Origin of the sequence: Paenibacillus sp. (assembly GCF_031177825.1) — a bacterium.
In the GTDB taxonomy this organism is placed as follows: Bacteria; Bacillota; Bacilli; order Paenibacillales; family YIM-B00363; genus Paenibacillus_AE.
Window position 1 is genome coordinate 58,331 of sequence record NZ_JAPSKE010000007.1, and the last position, 17,105, is coordinate 75,435.

Consider the following 17,105-nt stretch of genomic DNA (forward strand, 5'->3'; position numbering starts at 1 on the left):
TCCGTGAAGACCAACGATGCGGGAAGCAAGCTGTTCGACATGGCGAATATCGCCCTCATGCTGGGGCTCGTGTTCGTCACGTTTTATCCGATTTACTACCTCTTTATCGTGTCCGTCAGCGACGGAAACGCGGTCATGCGCGGCGAGGTCGCCTTCTGGCCGATCCAGATGAATTGGAGCACGTATAGTCTGCTATTCGAGGATCCGTCGATCCTCCGATCGTATGCGAACACGATTCTATACACGGTCGTGGGCACGACGATCAACGTCGTTTGCACGGCGATGTGCGCCTATCCGTTATCGAAGCCGCATTTCTACGGCAGAGGCTTCTTCACGCTGCTCATCGTCGTTACGATGTTTTTCAGCGGCGGACTGATTCCTTCCTATTTGCTCGTGCAGAAGCTCGGAATGCTGAACACGATGTGGGCGCTCGTGCTCCCCGGGGCGATCAGCGTGTGGAACATGATCATCATGCGCACCTTTTTTCAAGGCATTCCTAACGAGCTGTACGAATCCGCCGAAATGGACGGCGCGAACGAGCTGGTGTCACTGATCCGAATCACGCTGCCGTTGTCGAAGGCGATTATGGCGACGATGGGGTTGTTTTATGCCGTCGGCCATTGGAACAGCTTCTTCGGAGCCATGATTTACCTTGACGACAAGGATAAGTTTCCGCTGCAGATCATCCTGCGGAATATGGTCGTGCTCGGGGAGATGTCCGGGCAAACCCAAGAAATCGGCGGCATCTACAGCGCCGTCACCGCGACGAACATTAAATACGCCGTCATCATCGTCGCCGTCGTTCCGATCCTCTTGGTATATCCGTTCATCCAGAAGTATTTCGTCAAAGGCGTCATGATCGGTTCGTTGAAGGGGTAACGCAACGGGTTCGTTGTTCTCCGCCCGATTCGTCCGGCTGCGGAGGCGTCGACATAAACCAAACATTCGAAGGGAGAAGTTGAATTTGAAAAGGATACGGAACAGATCGGCAATCGCGTGGGGTCTCATTGCCTCGATGTCTTTCCTTACGATCGCCTGCTCCTCCGGCGGCGCGACGGCCCCGAAGACGGGCGAGCCGGAGAACGGCGGATCGAGCGCCGCCCCGGGAACGGCCGAAGCGGAGCCGGCTCGGGAAGAGGTGACGGTTCGTTGGATGCGGGGCGAAAACCCGGCTCAGGCGATCATGACGGATACGCCGGTGCTGCAAGAAATTCAAAAACGAACCGGCGTGGCGATCGAGTTGGAGCCGGTGCCGGGCAGCAACTATTCGGATAAAAAGAGCGCGCTCTTATCGACGAACAACATCCCGGACATTATGGGCGTGGAAGCGTCGGAGGTCGTGAGATACGCGAACACGGGCATGTTCGTCGCCGTGTCCGATTACCTCGACGCGATGCCGAACTTTGCGAAAATCATCGAGGAAAACCCGGAGATCAAAAAACTGTACGTCGACGGCAAGCTGTACTCGTTCCCGATCACGGAGAGCTACAAGATTCAAGGCGGCAAGGCGCTTCTGATCCGCACCGACGTCTTGGAAGAGCTGAACCTGAAAGCGCCGACCACGTTCGACGAATTGTATGCCGTGCTGAAAGCGATGAAGGAGGCGTATCCGCAATCGTACCCGTTCTCCGCGCGGGGCATGTCGTTCATGGACGCGTTCTCGCTCGGCATGGGCAGCGGCTACGGCATCACGTACGACGACGAAGAGAACAAGTATTTCTACGGTCAGAACAAGCCGGAATTCAAGGACGTGCTGACGTATTTGAACAAGCTGTATGCGGAAAAAATTCTCGATCCGGACTTCGCGATCAACACGAAACAAAATTGGGACGAAAAGCTGAGCACGGGAAAATCGCTCTTCTATTACGACAACAATTCGTTCGCGGTGAACTACAACAAAGCGCTGCAGGAGGTCGATCCGGACGCGAAATTCGATCTGATCCCGTACTTGAAAAACGGGAAAGGCGAAACGAAAGGGTGGCTGTACCCGAAGGGCTGGCTCGTCGACAATTACGTCGTGAGCTCGAAGACGAAAAATCCGGAAGCGTTGATGCGCATGTTCGATTGGATGTACGGACCGGAAGGCACGCTCGCGACGAACTACGGCGTCGAAGGGGAAACGTACGAAATCGCGGACGGCAAGCCCGCGATCATGCCGTCGGTCATCGACAAGTACAGCGCTTCCGGCGATCCGGTGCGCACGATGATGTCCGAGATCGGGCTTGGACTGCTGGCGCTCTCGGTGCACGTGGACGAAGGCCCGATGGTGCAAGGCTCCTCCCCCGACTTGGTTCGATGGGGCGACGAGCTCGCCGCGGACCCGGGGGCTTACTACGCGCCTAGCTTGGCGCCGGTATTCACGGAGGACGAGACGGAACGACTGAAGGACATTTCGTCCAAGCTGTCCATTTTGACGGAGGATGTAGTAAAATTCATTATCGGCACGAAGCCGTTGAGCGACTTCGACGCATGGGCGAAGCAGCTGACCGACGCGGGCGCCGACGAGATGGAAGCGATCTACAACGAAGCCTTGCGGCGGGCATCGTAGCATCCATAGACGATCGATAACGGGGAGGGGGGAGACGCGTGAAGCGTTGGGTCGACTTATTCAGGGTCAACAGGATGTTTCTGAACATCCTCCTCTCCTTCTTGTCGCTGATCATCCCCGTCGTATTGCTCGGATGGATCAGTTACGTCAACTTCGTCAACGAATTCAAGCGAGAATATACCGAAAAAATCGAACTGCATCTCTCCTCCTCCAGCCACACGGTAGAGAACTACTGGAAGACGATTTACGAAGCGGGCGTCAACTTCTACGGCGATCCCGCCGTCAGGAGGCTGTTGCGAACGTCGACCTGGGCATCGGAGGAAGCCCGGTCGGACCTCCACGAATTGTTCGAGAGCATCGATCGCACCAGGTTTCACGTAAACCAATTCACGGAGGAGCTATTCGTATACGCCGACGGAACGTATGCGATGACGAGCGGAGGCGCGAACGACTTTCGGGCGTTCTTCGAAAAATTCCGCCGGTACGAAGGCATGGATGCCGAGGATTGGCTCGCCGCGCTCGACTCCGACCGATCGCTCGAGATCGTCGGGCCGTCCCGCGTCACGACGAGTTTCCAAACGACGGAGGCGTTCTCGCTGCTCGTGCGCAATCGATCCGGCAAAAATCGCGCGGTGTTGGTCGCGGACGTTCCCGTCTCGAACGTCGTGCGCGCGCTGAAGCCCGTGCTGGATCAGGGAGCGACGGAGGTCGTCGTGACGGACGGCGCCGGAAACGTAGTGTTGACCACCGACGAGCGATTCGCGAACGCGCGCGATTGGGGCGGGGACGTCGGTTCCGCCGGCGCCGGTTCGGTCGCGAACGCCGAGGTGCGGATCGACGGCGAACGCTACATCGTGTCGGCGGTATCGACGGGCATGTTCGGCTGGACGTATCGCGCGATTACGCCGCTTCAGGCGTTCCAAAGCCAAGCGCAAGGCATTCTTCGGTTAATTACCGTCATCAGCATCGCGTTATGCGTCATCGGTACCGCGTTCGCCCTTCTCTTTTCGTTGAAAATCTATAAGCCGATCCGAAGAATCGTAGAAGTATATTTAGAGGAAGACAACCGACAGCAGCGGGACGACGCCGAACCGAAGCGCCCGAGCGATCTGTACGCGGTCGGAGACGGCATTCGGCAGTGGATGTCGTATCGCGGCCGGTATCTCGACGAATGGCAGTCGATGGCGCGCGAATACGCGGATCACGCCTTGCTGCAGATCGTTCGCGGATCGGATCGGAATCGGAAGCGGGACGAGGAGCTCGTGCGCATCTTGCAGACGCAATTGAACTTTAAGAAGGACGGGTATTTATGCTGTGCGATCACGTTCGAATTCAAGGACACGTTCTTCCGGGACGTACAGGACGTCGAGCGCATCGTGATCGAAAATAAAATGAAAAACTTGATTCAAGGGTATTTGTCGGAGTATGCCCCGCTGCACGTCTTGGAATCGAACGATCATCTGTACGTCGCGATCGCGAACGTCCGGACGGACGAAGAGACGGAGCGGTTCAAGTCGGGCGTCGCGGAGTTCATCCGAACGTTCGAATACGACCGGCAATATTATCATATCCGCATCGGGGTCGGCCAGGCGTTCGCGGGTCTCGACGGCATCGCGAAGTCGTACCGCGGGGCGATGGCCGCGCTGCGGACGCTTCCTCCCGAGGACCCGTCGCGGGTCGCCTGCGCCGCGTCCCCGATCGATGCCCAAGACGTTCCGTATTCGTACGCGGACGAGAACAAGCTCTTGAAGGCTTTGCGATTCGGGAGCAAGGAGGAAGTGGAGCATACGGTCGACGAGCTGCTGCGAAAGTCGGGCCATGCCCTGTTCGCCCGGAACGGGCTCATCGGCGAGATGTATCATACGGCGACCCGGTTCGCGATGGAGCGCGGCATCGACGCCGACCGGCTGGCGAGCGAGTCCGAACGGGCGGCGTTGACGAATTCGGGGCCGTTCGCGAACGAGCAAGAGCTGGAAGAGCGGCAGCGGCTGCTGGTTTCCTATATGCACCGCATGATCGAGACGCATCTCGGACCGAAGCAATCGCAGAAGTCGAGCCAATTGGCGCAGACGATCAAAGCGTACATCGAAGAAAACTACACCGACGATCTTCATCTCGAGCATATCGCAGACAAGATGGAGGTATCCGTCAAGTACGTCTCGAGGGTGTTTAAAGAACATTACAACATGAACTTGACCGACTACATCAGCGAGCTGCGTATCCAGCTCGCGAAGGAGCTGTTGAAGACCAGCGGCATGGCGATTCAAGACATTTCGGAGCGCGTCGGCTTCTACAATCGAACGACGTTCCTGCGGACGTTCAAGAAGCTCGAGGGGACATCCCCGAACGAATACCGGCAGCGGCTGCGAGCATAGCGGCCGAATCGCCGCACGGAGGGAAACACGTTCATGACGAACATTACGTTCGAGAAGCAATATATTTTCGAGGAAGGTCAGCCGTTCCGAAGCAGTCACGCTTCGACGGTCGCCGCGCTGCCGAACGGCGAGGCGCTGGCGGCGTGGTTCGCGGGCGCGCACGAGAAGGCGAGCGACGTCGCGATCTGGATGTCGCGGCGGAGCGCGGACGGGGTCTGGTCCGCGCCGTACAAAGCCGCGGACGAAGAAGGCATCGCGCACTGGAATCCGGTGTTGTTCGCGCAGGGCGATCGGGTGACGCTCTTCTATAAAGTCGGACATGAGATTACGGATTGGTTCACGCGCGCGATGCGGTCCGAGGACGGCGGCCGCACGTGGACGGCGCCCTCGGAGCTGGTGCCGGGCGACGTCGGGGGCCGAGGGCCCGTGCGCAACAAGCCGATCGCGCTGCCGGACGGGACGATTCTCGCGCCCGCCTCGATCGAACGCCATGACCCGGATGCGCCGGGCAAGCAAATTTGGGAGGCGTTCGTCGATCGGTCCGAGGACGGCGGGGCGACCTGGACGCGGAGCGCGCTTGTACCGATGGACTTATCTACGTATGTAGGAGCGGAGCATTGGTTCGCCCGTGGACTGATCCAGCCGACGCTGTGGCATTCCGGCGACCGGCGGGTGCATATGCTGCTCCGCAGCACCGAAGGACGCATCTTCCGAAGCGATTCGGACGACGCGGGGAGAACATGGTCCAAGGCGTACCCGACGCCGCTGCCGAACAACAACAGCGGCATCGACCTCGCCTCTACGGAACGCGGCGCGCTCGCGCTCGTGTTCAATCCGGTCGCGGGCTACGCGACGGACAGCCCGCGCACGCCGCTCGTCGTTCGATTCTCGACGGACGACGGAGAGACGTGGGGAGACGAGTTCGTCTTGGAGAACGAGCCTGGGGAGTATTCCTACCCCGCGATCGTCGCCGAGGGCGATACGCTGTACGTGACCTACACGTGGAAGCGGGATCGGATCGCCTTCTGGAAGCTGACGTTGTCGGAATGACGGGAGGGAGCGTTCGATGAAGCAGACAATCGACGGCGGCGTATGGCCGACGATGGTGACGCCGTTCGACGAGCGGAACGGAATCGATTACGAAGCGGTCGAGCGGCAGGTCGAATGGTACGCGGCGCGCGGGGTTCACGGGTTGTTCGCAGTGTGTCAATCGAGCGAGATGTTTTTCCTCAGCCTTGCCGAGCGTACGGCGCTCGCTTCCTTCGTGAAGCGCGCGGCCGCCGGCCGCTTTCCCGTCATCGCCTCCGGACACGTCTCCGACGCGCCGGAGGATCAGGTCGAGGAATTGCAGGCGATGGCCGAGACCGGCGTCGATGCGGTGGTGCTGATCACGAATCGTCTCGCGCGGCAGGACGAATCCGACGAGGCGTGGCTCGAGCGGCTGGAATGGCTGCTCGCGCGCGTTCCGGCGAACGCGACGCTCGGCCTGTACGAATGTCCCTATCCGTATAAGCGCGTGCTGTCCGCCGAGACGCTGGGCCGTTGCGCGGAATTCGGGCGCTTCCGGTTCCTTAAGGACACGAGCTGCGACGCGGAAACCATGCGGGCGAAGCTGGAAGCCGTCCGCGGAAGCGAGCTCCGGCTGTACAACGCGAATTCGGCCACGCTGCTCGAGACGCTGCGGTTGGGCGCCGTCGGCTACAGCGGCGTGATGGCGAATTTCCATCCGGAGCTGTACGTGACGCTGACGGAGCGTTGGAGGGAGCTTGGCGAGGAGGCCGAGAAGCTGTCCGATTTTCTAAGCCTCTCCGCGCTCATCGAAAGACAGTCGTATCCGATGAATGCGAAGTACTACCTAACGCTGGAGGGCGTGTTTCGGCAGGAGGGCAGCCGGGCGCAGCCGGGGCGGACGCTCACGGCGACGGAGCGTCTGGAGGTGGAGCAGCTGCGCCGCCTGACGGCGCAGTACATAGAACGGTATGGCGGATGAAGAACGCGTCGTCGCCGACCGACGCAAGAAGGGGCCGTCCCGAAAGTAGTTAAATCTACTTAAGGGAATAGCCCTTTTTTTTCGATTTCTTTGCGTTATTTCCGTTTTTTTTTGCTGTTCTAACCGGAATTCATGACGTCGGGCAGCTCGTTCGATTTACAGAAGCGCGAGGGAGTGGGTACGGGTGGAGGAGTTTACGTCCGCCTTTTGAACGTCGTGTTGTACCCTTCCAATCGAATCTAGAGAACACGACGTTCAAGAGCGGCCGGAATCCGTACCCCCTCCCGTAAAGAGCATGATTGCAAGAGAAAGAGCGCCCCTCGTCATTTAAGACTTTTAGGACAGCCCCTTCTTCACGTCATATGGCGGGGACGAAACTGGTTCGGGGACATGCCCGTGCCGCGGCGGAACTGCCTCGAGAAGTGGCTGGCCGAGTGGAAGCCCAATTCGTTCGCGATGTCCTCCACGGTTCGGTTCGTGCCGACGAGCAGCTCCTTCGCCTTGGACAGCTTCAGCTGCGTCACGTATTGACGGGGCGAGATCCCGTAAATTTTCGTGAAAATCTTCGTGCACTGGCTGCGGCTTACATTCAACGCTTCGGCGATTTGCGAGATGGAGCCGTCCGAGGACGCTAGGCGCTCCAGCCGTTCCTCGATCCGATGGGCCATGTCCGCCTCATAGAACGTCGGGTCCCTGGCGCCTTCCGAGCGGGCGCCGCGGTCGGCTTCGCCTCGCCGGCGGATCATCTCGTGCACGATCAACAGAATGTAAGCTTGCAGGAGGATGCGTTGATCCGAGGCGAGCGGCAGCCGCCGCTCCGTCTCCGTCGGATCGGCGGGAGAGCGCCGCAGTCGATCCGACATGAACGCTTCGATCTCCGTCAGGTAAGCGGGAAGATCGGCCGCTGCGGCGTCCGGGGACGGGATCAACGTATAATCGGCGCCGCCGAGCCGTCTCCGCAGGTCGTGATCGTCCAGGTCGAAGTGAATGTTAAAGAAGGCGACTTCGCCGTTCGTGCGATTGTCGACCGCGTGACGGACGCCGGCCCGAAGGAGCAGCCAGTCGCCCGGACGGAGGACGAGCGCGTCGCGGCCGAGCGACACGCAAACTTCGCCTTCGCGGCAATGGAGCACTTCGTATAAGTGATGATGGTGCTTCGGATAGCTCCAGCCGGGCGGCTTGAAGCCGAAGTGGCAGCCGGTAATTTGCAGCGTGCTTGTCATATTCGGGAAGACGACGTCCAAGTTCATAGGATTCCAGCCTTATGCGATGATTCTTCCATCTTATCATACCGCTTCGGCACAAAAGGTCAAAAACTCGGACGTTTCGTCGATGGCGGGCGCGATCGAGCGCTTTTATGATGGAAGGGAAAGGAAGGGATCGACGCATGCGACGATACGATACAATCGAAGCGGCGGCGCGGGTGGCGCCGTCGGAGAGGCAGCTCGCTTGGCAGGAACTGGAGTTTTACGCCTTCATTCATTTCACGGTCAATACGTTCACGGATCGGGAGTGGGGGACGGGCGGCGAGGATCCGGCGATCTTCGATCCGACGGAGCTGAACGCCGACCAATGGGTCGAAGCGGTCAAGTCCGCGGGCATGAAGGGACTCATCTTGACGTGCAAGCATCACGACGGCTTCTGCCTCTGGCCGAGCCGGTACACGAAGCATACGGTCGCGAGCAGCCCGTGGCGGAACGGGACCGGCGACGTCGTGAAGGAGGTCGCCGACGCGTGCCGCAGAGGCGGGATTCGCTTCGGCATCTACGTATCGCCGTGGGATCGGCATGAACCGAGCTATGGGGATTCTCCGGCGTATAACGACTTTTTCAAACATCAGCTGAGAGAGCTGCTTACGAATTACGGAGACTTGTTCTGCGTCTGGTTCGACGGCGCATGCGGGGAAGGGCCGAACGGGAAACGGCAGGTGTACGACTGGGACGGCTACTACGCGCTCATTCGCGAGCTGCAGCCGGGGGCCGTCATCTCGGTGTGCGGGCCGGACGTGCGGTGGTGCGGCAACGAGGCGGGGCATACGCGGGCTTCGGAATGGAGCGTCGTTCCCGCTCATCTGCAGGACAACGAGAAAATTCAAGATCGGTCCCAGCAGGCGGACGACCGCGAATTCGCGAAGCGGGTCGACACGATGGACGAGGACCTCGGGAGCCGCGACGTGATCGACGGGCATGACCGGCTGATCTGGTATCCCGCCGAGGTCAACACGTCGATCCGGCCGGGCTGGTTTTATCACGCGGCCGAGGACGATCAAGTGAAGTCGCTGGAGGAGTTGCTTCGAGTATATTACGGCTCCGTCGGGGGCAACGGCAGCTTCCTGCTGAACGTGCCGCCGGATCCGCGCGGTCTCGTGCACGAGCGGGACGCGGCGCGGCTGAAGGAGCTGGGCGACGCGCTGCGGGCGACGTTCCGCGACAACTTGGCGGCGGGCGCGAAAGCGCGCGCGACGGAGGAAGCGGACGAGGCGCACGCGGCGAGCCGCGCGACGGAGACGAACCGCGAGACGTTCTGGCGGCCGCGCGAAGGGACGGAACGGGCGGGGCTCGAGGTCGAGCTGCCGGAAGCACGGACGTTCGACCATATCGTGCTCATGGAGCATATTCGGTCGGGGCAGCGCATCGAGCGCTTCTCGCTCGATTACGCCGACGGCGAGGGATGGAAGGAATTGACGCGCGGCACGATCGTCGGGTATAAGCGGATTTGCCGCTTCCCGCCCGTAACCGCCAGGAAGATCCGTCTGACGATCGAGGAGTCGAGATGGTGTCCTACGATTTCGGCGATCGAAGTATACTGCAGTCCGAAAACAGAAGGAGGTACGCGTCATGGCGACGTTCGAAGTTAGGGGCAAGCAGTTCGTGTACGACGGGAGGCCGGTGAGGTTGCTGTCCGGGGCGATCCATTATTTCCGCATCGTGCCCGAGTATTGGGAGGATCGGCTCCGGAAGCTGAAGGCTTGCGGCCTCAATACGGTAGAGACTTACGTGCCGTGGAATGTGCACGAGCCGAAGCCCGGCGTATTCCGGTTCGACGGGATGGCCGATCTGGAGCGATTCATCCGGATCGCCGGCGAGCTCGGCCTGTTCGTCATCGTCCGCCCGAGCCCGTACATTTGCGCCGAGTGGGAATTCGGCGGACTGCCGTCGTGGCTGCTCGCGGATGCGAACCTGAGGCTGCGCTGCGCCGATCCGAAGTTTCTGGAACGGGTAGACGCATACTACGACGCGCTTCTCCCGAGGCTGACGCCGCTCCTCTGCACGAACGGCGGTCCGATCGTGATGGTGCAGATCGAAAACGAGTACGGCAGCTACGGCAACGACGCCGCTTACTTGGAGCACTTGCGCCAAGGTCTCGTCCGCCGCGGCGTCGACGTGCCGCTGTTCACGTCGGACGGGCCGACGGACGCGATGCTGCAGGGCGGCTCGGTGCCGGGGGCGCTCGCGACCGTGAACTTCGGCTCCGGGGCGAAGGACGCCTTCGCGAAGCTGCGCGAATACCAAGGCGACGCGCCGCTCATGTGCATGGAGTTCTGGAACGGCTGGTTCGACCATTGGGGCGAGCGGCATCATACGCGCGACGCGGCGGACGCCGCCCGCGTGCTCGAGGACATGCTGGAGGAAGGCGCGTCCGTGAACTTCTACATGTTTCATGGCGGGACGAATTTCGGGTTCTACAACGGGGCGAATTGCCAGGAGAAGGACCGGTACGAGCCGACGATCACGAGCTACGATTACGACTCGCCGCTGAGCGAATCCGGCGAGCCGACGGCGAAGTTTCATGCGGTGCGCGAAGCGATCGCGCGGCACGTCCCGGACGCGAGCTTCCCGCCGCTGCCGGCGCCGATCGAACGGAAGGCGTACGGCCGCGTGCCGTTAACGGAGCGCGCGGAGCTGCTCGCGCAGGCGGACCGGCTGGCGGCGCCGATAAGAACGGCGTGCCCCGAGCCGATGGAGAAGCTGGGACAAGATTACGGGTTCATCTTATACAGCACGACGATGTCGGGCCCGCGGGAGCGGCAGGAGCTGGTCGTGCAGGAGGTGCGCGACCGGGCGCTCGTATTTTTGGACGGCGAGCTGCAGGGCGTCCTCGAGCGGGGCGACGCCGGGAAGACGGTGTCGTTCGCGGTGCCGGCGGGAGGCGCGAAGCTCTCGATCCTCGTCGAGAATATGGGGCGGATCAATTACGGACCGTATTTGAAGGACCCGAAGGGCATTACGGAGGGCGTTCGCCACGGCTTCCAGTTTTTATTCGACTGGACGATTCATTGCCTGCCGCTCGAGGATTTGTCCGGTCTTCGATTCGAGCCGCTCGAAGCCGGGGAAGGAAGGACGGGCGAGGCGCCTGCCTTCTACCGAGGCACCCTGCACGCGGATGAAGCGAAGGACACGTTCCTCCGTCTGGACGGCTGGACGAAGGGCGTCGCCTTCGTCAACGGCTTCAACCTAGGGCGCTATTGGAATCGGGGACCTCAGCTCACGTTATACGTGCCCGGCCCGCTGCTTCGAACGGGCGCGAACGAGATCGCGATCTTCGAGCTGCACGGAGCTGCCGGCGATCGTCCGGCGGTAACGTTCGTCGACGAGCCGGCGCTGGACAAGCCGGAAGGAAATTAGGGAAGCTCGCGAATTTCGGCATACGGAAAATAGACAAGCGCGCGATTATTGTCAATTGCGCGATTCGCGGGGAAGCGATATACGTGAGGATGTACATCTCTATCGATGTTCCGGACGCGTAACTATTTTCTAAGGAGGACGAACGACGATGAGCGAAACGACGGAGCAAGGACAACCGCAAGAGGAACAAGTCGTCCAAACCGGCGTTCATAATTTCAGCAAAGAAGACGAGTGGGTGAAGCCGGAGGATCCGCTCCTGCTCGAACGGCTCGAGTGGTTCAAGGATCAGAAGCTGGGCCTGATGATGCATTGGGGTCCGTATTCGCAGCTCGGCCTCGTCGAATCGTGGGCGCTCAGCGACCAGGACGGAGACGAGTGGTCCCGGAACGATATCGATTGGATCGACGACATGGAGGAGTTCAAGCGCCAGTATTTCGACCTGAACAAGACGTTCAACCCGATTCGCTTCCAGCCGGAGGAGTGGGCGTCGCTCGCGGCCGACAACGGCTTCAAGTATTTCTTGTTCACGACGAAGCACCACGACGGCTTCTGCATGTGGGACACGCATACGACCGATTATCGCATTACGGGACCGGAGACGCCGTTCCATACGCATAAATACGCCGACATCTGCAAGCAGCTGTTCGACGCGTTCCGGGACAAGGGGCTCGCCATCTCCGCGTATTTCTCCAAGGCCGACTGGCATACGCCGTACTATTGGGCGCCGGGGATGGAGCGAGGCCGACATATGTGGCGGGGGCCGTCGTACAATCCTGAAGAATACCCGTGGCTGTGGGAGAAGTTCGTCGAGTTTACCCATGAGCAAATTACGGAGCTGCTGACGAAATACGGCCGCATCGACTGTCTGTGGCTGGACGCGGGCTGGGTGCGCGCAGGCCGCTACGGCCAGGACATCCGCCTCGGCGAGGTCGTGGAGAAAAATCGCAAGCACCAGCCTTGGCTGCTCGTCGCGGACCGGACGGTCGGCGGTCCTTACGAGAACATCGTGACGCCGGAGCAGACGATCCCCGAGCGCGCGATGAACATTCCGTGGGAAAGCTGCATTACGCTCGGCACGTCGTTCTCCTTCGGGTTCGAAGACAAGTACAAGACGGGACGACAGCTCGCGCACATCCTGCTCGAGGTCGTCGCCAAAGGCGGCAATCTCGCCCTCAACGTCGGCCCGCAGCCGGACGGTCGTCTCCCGAAGGGCGCCATCCGCGGCATGAAGGAGCTGGGCGCATGGCTTGCGACGTACGGCGAAGGCATCTACGGCACTCGCATCTGCGAGCCGCACTTCACCGGGGAGTGGGCGTTCACGTCCAAGGGCGACGTGAAGTACGCCTTCCGATTGTATAAGAACGAACGAGCGAAGGCGGAAGGGCAGCAGGTCATTCCGTATCCGGGACCGGTGGAGCGGATCGAGCTCGTCGGAACGAACGAGACGATTCCCTTCGAAGCCGTGCAAGGCGGCCTCAAGGTGACCCTGCCGGAATCCGGCATCGCGGACGAGGCGCCGATCGCGCACGCGTTCCGACTGTTTTCCAAATAGTACGCGAAACACCGAATCCTCGAGGGGCGAATGAGCCCTTCGAGGATTTTTTGCAACCGGGAGAAAATTGCGAAGCGACCGGAATAACGCCTTTATCCCCTAGTGAATCAGGGTTTTCGGAATAACGAGAGGTGCGGGAAAATTACAAATTGAACGCCGCGGCCGACCCGCGTTACGATACGTTGCAAGCCGGTCCGCCGACAGGACAACCGGGCAACCGGACAACCGGACAACCGGCTCAGACAATCGCAAGAGAACACCGCGGATAGGGAAAGGGAGTGACGGGGATGAGTCAAACATCGGAACCCATACAAGCGCAAGCGAACTTCCGGAACGAAAGGAACCGGGTCGCGAGGAAGAAGGAGAGCCCCCTCGTCAAGAGCTTCAAACGGCATTGGGAGCTATACTTGCTGGTGGTGCCGCCGGTTTTGTACCTCCTCATCTTCAAATATATACCGATGGCGGGCGTGCAGATCGCGTTCAAAAATTACAGCGTCATTCAAGGCATCTGGGGCAGCGAATGGGTCGGGCTGAAGCATTTCGTCACCTTCTTCCAATCGCCGAACTTCTGGCTGCTAATTAAAAACACGATCGGCATCAGCCTCTACTCGCTGTTGGCGGGTTTCCCCGTACCGATTCTGTTGGCGCTCGCATTGAACGAATTGCGCAACGGGTATTTTAAGAAGACGGTGCAGATGGTCACGTACGCCCCGCACTTCATCTCGACGGTCGTCATGGTGTCCATCATCATCTTGATGCTGTCGCCGCACGTCGGCGTCGTCGATCGGCTCTTCGCGTTGTTCGGGCTGCCGATGACGAACTTCATGGGCATCCCGGAATATTTCAAATCCATCTATGTGTGGTCGGGCGTCTGGCAAGGCATGGGGTACTCCTCGATCATCTATATCGCGGCGCTCGCCAGCGTCGATCCGTCGCTATACGAAGCCGCCCGCATGGACGGGGCGTCGAGGCTTCGGAAGATCTGGCATATCGACATCCCGGCGCTCGTCCCGATTACGATTATTATGTTGATCCTTAGTCTAGGGAGCATTATGGGCGTCGGCTTCGAGAAAATTTATTTGATGCAGAACCCGCTGAACACGAGCGCCTCCGAAGTCATCTCGACATATGTGTACAAAGTCGGCTTGATCGGAGCGAATTTCAGCTTCTCGTCCGCCGTCGGCTTGTTCAATTCGATCATCAACTTGATCCTGCTCGTGATCGTCAATTCGATCTCTCGCAGAGTTTCCGAAAACAGCTTGTGGTAAGGGGGGAGCAGCTATGCTATTACGTCAAAACCGGATCAAAGACCCGCTCGGCGACCGCGTCTTCATGGCTTTCAACTACTTGTTTCTGACGCTGATTCTCTTGGTCGTGCTCTACCCGCTGCTCTATATCGTCAGTTCGTCCTTCAGCTCGTCGCGAGCGGTCATCGCCGGACAGGTATGGCTGCTGCCGGTAGAGTTCAATCTCAAAGCGTACGCTTCGATCTTCCGAAGCACGCAGCTGATGTTGGGATACTACAACACGATCATCTATACCGTGTTCGGCACGATCATCAACGTCGCGCTGACGATCATGATCGCGTATCCGATCTCCAAGAAGACGTTCTACGGCCGAGGCTTCCTCATCATCCTTCTCATGATCACCATGTTCTTCGACGGCGGTCTCATCCCGACGTACTTGCTGGTGAAGGACCTCGAGCTGCTCGATACCCGCTGGGCGATGTGGCTTCCGGGAGCGATGGCGGTATTCCAGGTCATCGTCGCCAGAACGTTCTTCCAGACCTCGATCCCGGAAGAATTGGGCGAAGCCGCGCAGATGGACGGCTGCCGCGACCTTCGCTACCTGGTCAGCGTCGTGCTCCCGTTGTCCGCGCCGATCATCGCCGTCATGACGCTCATGTACGCGGTCGGACATTGGAACGCCTACTTCGACGCACTCATCTACTTGCGGTCCGAAAGCTTGTTCCCGCTGCAGTACGTGCTTCGCAACTTGCTCATCTTGAACGCGGCCGATCCGCAGATGCTCGCCAATACGAGCCAACAGCTGCGAGACCAGGGCTTCGAGCAGGTGCTGAAATACGCGCTTATCGTCGTCGCGAGCATTCCGGTGCTGATCATGTACCCGTTCGTGCAGAAGCACTTCGTCAAAGGCGTCATGATCGGTTCTTTGAAAGGATAAATCGGGTTGTCATTCCCGCCGGGAAGCATGGGAAGGAGGTGACGGACGTTCATTGCTTTCGATAGGCGGGCTCTATATAGTAAGGTGACACGGCAGGATGCTTCGTTTAAGAAAAAGGAGGAGTCAACGTTGAAAAAGTGGGTTTCGATGCTAGCGACGGTGATTGCGGCGACCGCGGTTCTCTCGGCTTGCGGCGGCAATGCCGGTACGGAAGGATCTGCGCAAGGAAACGGTACGGGAAGCGGGGAGACAAGCGAAAACGCGGGTCCCGTAGAGATGACGTTCTTCGCGCCGCAGGGCAAAGCGCCGATGGAAGAAAACGAGTTCACGCGATTTATCGAAAATAAATTCAATGTCAAGCTGAAGTGGGATTTGGCGCCGACGGACGCGCTGCAAGACCGGAGACAGCTGCTTCTCGCGAGCGGCGACTACCCGGAGGTGTTCCTCCACGGCAAATTCACGACGTCCGACCTTCAAAATTACGGTAAGCAAGGCGTCTTCCTTCCGCTGAACGACTTGATCGCGGAACACGGTCCGAACCTCACGAAGATCATGGAGGAGAAGCCGTATTTCAAAGACGCGATCACGGCGCCGGACGGCAACATCTACGCGCTCCCGATCTTCAACGAGTGCTACCATTGCACGTACGCGCAGAAGTACTGGATCAACACGGAATGGCTCGAGAAGCTCGGCTTGGAGAAGCCGACGACGACCGACGAGCTGTATACGGTCCTGAAAGCGTTTAAGGAACAAGACCCGAACGGCAACGGCAAGGCGGACGAAATTCCGCTCACGGGCGCGCCGAACAAATACGTATGGAACGGCAACATCGACGCCTACTTGATGAATGCATTCATCTATAACGACAACGACAAATACCTTATCGTGAGCGACGGCAAGGTCGACTTCGCCGCGAACAAGGACGAGTGGAAGCAAGGCCTCGAGTACATGCACAAGCTGTACGCGGAAGGACTCGTCGATCCGGCTTCGTTCACGCAGAACGATCAAGCGGTCGGCCAGCTCGGCAACAAGGAAGGCGACGAAGTCGTCGGTTCGATCACGACGGCGTTGGTCAGCTACTTGGTGAACACGTACGACAAGACGATCACGCGTCACCAGCACTGGGATATCGTCGCTCCGCTCAAAGGTCCGAACGGCGTGCAGCTTGCAGGGGTAACGCAAAGCGTCGGCGAATTCGAATTCGCCATCACGAACAAAGCGACGGAAGCGCAGCAGATCGCGGCGATTCAAATCGTGGATTACATGTTTAGCGAGGAAGGCGCGTTGTACGCGGAATATGGACCGACGGAAGGCAAAGGCTGGAAGAAGGCCGAGCCGGACGAGAAGAACATCGACGGCCAGCCGGCGAAGTACAGCTATTACAACTTGCCGGAACGCGATCCGAACGTCGTCGTCAACGAGAGCTGGTCCCAGATCGGCGCGCACGACTTGTCCAAGACGTTCCGGGATTTGTTCGCGGAAGGTCAGGATCCGTTGGCGGCGGAAGGCTACGGCACGCGTCTCGCGCAGGCGACGAACCTGTACGCGCCTTACGCTCCGAAGGAAGTGTATCCGACGAACGTCTTTATCCTGCCGGAGGACACCGAGACGGCGGCGCAGCTGACGACGGCGATTAAGGACTACGTTCAATCCAATATGGCGCAATTCATCATCGGCAGCAAGAGCATCGAGAAGGATTGGGACGCCTACGTGAAGGGCTTCGACGGCTTGAACCTCAAGACATACCTCGAGATTTACCAGCGCGCGATCGAAAAAGAGTCGAAGTAAGCGCGCAGGCGAAATTTCCGGCAAGCCGAAACGGATTCGACGG

12 protein-coding genes are annotated in these 17,105 nt (G+C 59.6%); 11 read left to right on the top strand and 1 reads right to left on the bottom strand.

What is annotated here, in order from left to right; genetic code table 11:
• The first annotated feature begins 3 nt into the window (after positions 1-3).
• The 5 genes from RIN49_RS10490 (at position 4) to RIN49_RS10510 (ending at position 6,913) form a co-directional block, all read left to right on the top strand.
• Positions 4-879 carry a carbohydrate ABC transporter permease gene (locus RIN49_RS10490; RefSeq protein WP_309120120.1) on the top strand — a complete coding sequence of 292 codons (876 nt, stop codon included), beginning with the start codon at positions 4-6 and terminating at the stop codon, positions 877-879.
• Between the two features lie 136 nt (positions 880-1,015).
• Positions 1,016-2,548 (top strand): extracellular solute-binding protein, encoded by a 1,533-nt coding sequence (locus RIN49_RS10495; RefSeq protein WP_309120121.1) that lies wholly within the window; start codon positions 1,016-1,018, stop codon positions 2,546-2,548.
• Between the two features lie 38 nt (positions 2,549-2,586).
• Positions 2,587-4,923 carry a helix-turn-helix domain-containing protein gene (locus tag RIN49_RS10500; protein ID WP_309120122.1) on the top strand — a complete coding sequence of 779 codons (2,337 nt, stop codon included), beginning with the start codon at positions 2,587-2,589 and terminating at the stop codon, positions 4,921-4,923.
• Positions 4,924-4,956: 33 nt separating this feature from the next.
• Complete coding sequence (locus tag RIN49_RS10505) at positions 4,957-5,973, top strand: sialidase family protein (protein ID WP_309120123.1); 1,017 nt, start codon at positions 4,957-4,959, stop codon at positions 5,971-5,973.
• A 16-nt stretch (positions 5,974-5,989) separates the two neighbouring features.
• Positions 5,990-6,913 (top strand): dihydrodipicolinate synthase family protein, encoded by a 924-nt coding sequence (locus RIN49_RS10510; RefSeq protein ID WP_309120124.1) that lies wholly within the window; start codon positions 5,990-5,992, stop codon positions 6,911-6,913.
• A 353-nt stretch (positions 6,914-7,266) separates the two neighbouring features.
• Here RIN49_RS10510 and RIN49_RS10515 read toward each other — a convergent pair whose 3' ends face one another.
• Positions 7,267-8,163: an AraC family transcriptional regulator gene (locus RIN49_RS10515; protein WP_309120125.1), complete on the bottom strand. Its 897-nt coding sequence runs from the start codon at positions 8,161-8,163 to the stop codon at positions 7,267-7,269.
• Between the two features lie 137 nt (positions 8,164-8,300).
• Between RIN49_RS10515 and RIN49_RS10520 the strand changes: the two genes are divergently transcribed.
• The 6 genes from RIN49_RS10520 to RIN49_RS10545 all read left to right on the top strand — a co-directional run bounded on the left by RIN49_RS10520 (position 8,301) and on the right by RIN49_RS10545 (position 17,062).
• Positions 8,301-9,770 carry an alpha-L-fucosidase gene (locus RIN49_RS10520; RefSeq protein WP_309120126.1) on the top strand — a complete coding sequence of 490 codons (1,470 nt, stop codon included), beginning with the start codon at positions 8,301-8,303 and terminating at the stop codon, positions 9,768-9,770.
• A complete protein-coding gene (locus tag RIN49_RS10525) occupies positions 9,751-11,538 on the top strand; it encodes a glycoside hydrolase family 35 protein (RefSeq protein ID WP_309120127.1) in 1,788 nt (595 codons plus the stop codon). Before RIN49_RS10520 ends, RIN49_RS10525 begins: the two co-directional genes overlap by 20 nt.
• Positions 11,539-11,686: 148 nt before the next feature.
• Complete coding sequence (locus RIN49_RS10530; protein ID WP_309120128.1) at positions 11,687-13,090, top strand: alpha-L-fucosidase; 1,404 nt, start codon at positions 11,687-11,689, stop codon at positions 13,088-13,090.
• A 287-nt stretch (positions 13,091-13,377) separates the two neighbouring features.
• Positions 13,378-14,358 (top strand): ABC transporter permease, encoded by a 981-nt coding sequence (locus tag RIN49_RS10535; RefSeq protein ID WP_309120129.1) that lies wholly within the window; start codon positions 13,378-13,380, stop codon positions 14,356-14,358.
• A gap of 13 nt (positions 14,359-14,371) precedes the next feature.
• On the top strand, positions 14,372-15,274 hold the full coding sequence (locus tag RIN49_RS10540) for a carbohydrate ABC transporter permease (RefSeq protein WP_309120130.1): 903 nt from the start codon (positions 14,372-14,374) through the stop codon (positions 15,272-15,274).
• 129 nt (positions 15,275-15,403) lie between these two features.
• Complete coding sequence (locus tag RIN49_RS10545) at positions 15,404-17,062, top strand: type 2 periplasmic-binding domain-containing protein (RefSeq protein WP_309120131.1); 1,659 nt, start codon at positions 15,404-15,406, stop codon at positions 17,060-17,062.
• The last annotated feature ends 43 nt before the right edge of the window (positions 17,063-17,105 follow it).